Below are 2,720 nucleotides of genomic sequence, written 5' to 3' on the forward strand. Positions count from 1 at the left end.
AAATTTCATTATTATTACTATATTTGTTACCCATAGCTATTAATTTATTATTATAAAAAATAAATAATATTCCTAAAAAGATTAGTAAATAAATAATAATTATTTTAAAGTGATTTCGTAATGTAAAAATTTATTAAATCTCCTTTTATTTTTTAAATTTTAATTATATTATAATTAAAATTTTATGTTTTTGTTAAGAAGATAACGCTTAACTTTAATTTTGTAAATATTTTTATATCATCTCGTTTTCTTTTGATTTATTTTTATTTATTGTAATACCATTATTGAAAGTCTTCAATTTTCAAAAATATTCATTAATTTTTATATATTAGATCGTATAATTATAAGAAATTGTTATCATATAACTATAAAAAGTAATTTATCTTTTCTATATTCAATAATTGATTATATTAATTTAAGTTTAATTATTAACATAATATAAAAAAAATTGAATAAATATATTTATTAAATTTTTACAATATATATTTATAAATAATTAAAAATTTGTAATTACTACATTTTTTTAAAATATTAAAAAAGTAATTATTTTTATCTTTTTTTAAATAAAAATAATTTTTAAAAAAAATAATAAATATATAATTATTGATTTTTTTATATTAATTCTTTTTAACTTATTTAAATATATTTTGCAAATTATAATTAACTTATTGATTTAAAAAATTTATTTTTTAAAAAATAATGTATAATATTTAATTAAACAAAGAAACAATTATTATATTATAATTGCATTTTATTATATATTGATAATATACAATTTACTATTGTTGATATTAAAATTAAAAAAAGAATGTGTATAATAAATTAAATTTTTTAAAATTTAAAAAAATATTTTCATTTTTTTACACAACAATATTTTTTAATTTATTATTTATAGAAAAATTAATAAATAAATTTAAAATAAATAACATTTTAATCCAATAATATAATATATTTTTTTGTAAATAATTTTTTTATTAAGGAGTTTTTTTATGTTATTATTTTTTAATAATTCAATAAAATATGGATATATTCTACATTTATTATTAGTGATTATGGCGATTATAATTGTTATTATAAATTTTTTCAGAAAGAGAAAAATTTTTAATAAATGTTTTCTTATAATAAAAGAAATTAATAAAACTAATGAATTTTTATATCAAATGACACAAGAACAAAAACAACAACAAAAACAACAATATTCTAAATGGATTTCAATTATAAATGATAAGTATTCCGAAATACAAAAATATTTACTTAGTCATGTAAATAATCCATTAGAGATATTAGCGAAAATAATAATTTTAAGCGAGTCACCTATTCTTTTTAATGTTTTCGATCATATAATATTGAAAATTTTCGGTTTTTTAATATTTTTTATAGTTCCTTTTATTTTTGAAATTATTAATCATTTTGTAATTACTAAGTATAATCAAAAATTTCAAGAATCATATTCAGTAATAAAAAAAGTTAATGAAGATATTAAAAATAAACAAAATTCACAAAATATTAAGTAAAATACTAATTTTTAAGAAATTAAAAAAATTTAAATATTTTAGTAAAATTTAATTAAAAACATCTTTTTTATTAATAATATTTTTTTATTTTTGTGCAATATTTTTTAAGACTAACCAGAAAGTTAGTCTTTTTTTAATTTTTAGAACAGATTTTATTTTTAAAATCAAAAATTATATTTAATATTATAATTTTTTTTAAAAATGATCATTTTTCAATTATTATTGTTATGATAAATAAGAAGTAATATTTATTATTTTTATCTATAAACTAAAAAATTGTTTAACAAAAAATAAAATATTTACATATTTACATTATATCATTGGGCGTCAAAGAGGCCTAAATTTCGTGCTATCTAACCAATAGCCAGGGCCGATAAACCTTGAAAGGAGATGGTCGGTTTAGTAAACGAAAGAATACTGAATTATAGCAGACCATAAAAAGCGGGTTGTGACGAAAGCAAATTAGTCAAGACGACCCCGCCACCGAATAATTCTACGGAGAAGCCTGAAATGGCCTAAGAAGGAGAATGGATGTAATCCTAAAAACTGTTCCGGAAGTTGCTAAAACGGACAGTCCAGAGTCTACTAGTATAAGTTGTATGTATTGAGTAGTTTATCAAATAAAAAAGAAACCTGGAATCAGCCTCTCGAATAGAGGATACTTCCCCTAAAGAATTATGGTAGAATTTTAGTGTAACTTGGAGTATCCTAAAACTGAGTAATTAAGTTTACTAATCCGGAGATAAAAACCTGGATGATCAAGGATAAAGCATCTTCTTAGTAGTCGTAAAGGTAAACCTAAATTTGGAATAATTTAGTTAATCGTCTTACCAAGAAGAGAGTTAATCACTCTTATAGGGCGAAAGAAGAAAGTAATTTACTAGTTATTCAATGGTATCGGGAAAAGGGGTTGATATATTATGTCAACAACGGTTTCACCAGAAACTAAACTTTTACGAACATTGAATAGAATTCAAAATTGTTCATCAAATGGTTGCTCTCTAAAAAGAGAGCTGCAACAAGGAATGAATAACTTTGTTAAAAGCGGGATTCATGAAAGAGGACATCAAATATGAATCCTTATCCGGTTCTCCGCAAGGAGGGATTATTTCTCCTTTATTGGCGAATGTATATTTACATTACATTGACCTGAAAATGGAAGAACTGATTAAAGAAGGAAAACCAATTAGGAAGAGTAACCCAGAA

At 20.1% G+C, this 2,720-nt stretch carries 3 protein-coding genes; 2 read left to right on the forward strand and 1 reads right to left on the reverse strand.

All coding sequences use genetic code 11. From position 1 onward, the window contains the following. The coding region (locus tag NQK76_RS02400; protein ID WP_255872743.1) for an SVM family protein at positions 1-130 on the reverse strand (130 nt) is incomplete at its 3' end. Positions 131-989: 859 nt separating this feature from the next. Between NQK76_RS02400 and NQK76_RS02405 the strand changes: the two genes are divergently transcribed. Both NQK76_RS02405 and NQK76_RS02410 read left to right on the forward strand, forming a co-directional pair. Next, positions 990-1,514, forward strand: a complete 525-nt coding sequence (locus tag NQK76_RS02405) for a hypothetical protein (protein ID WP_255872744.1) — start codon at positions 990-992, stop codon at positions 1,512-1,514. 920 nt (positions 1,515-2,434) lie between these two features. Further along, positions 2,435-2,590: a hypothetical protein gene (locus NQK76_RS02410; protein ID WP_255872745.1), complete on the forward strand. Its 156-nt coding sequence runs from the start codon at positions 2,435-2,437 to the stop codon at positions 2,588-2,590. The last annotated feature ends 130 nt before the right edge of the window (positions 2,591-2,720 follow it).

Origin of the sequence: Candidatus Phytoplasma australasiaticum subsp. ipomoeae (assembly GCF_024425275.1) — a bacterium.
GTDB classification, from domain to species: Bacteria; Bacillota_I; Bacilli_A; order Acholeplasmatales; family Acholeplasmataceae; genus Phytoplasma; species Phytoplasma australasiaticum.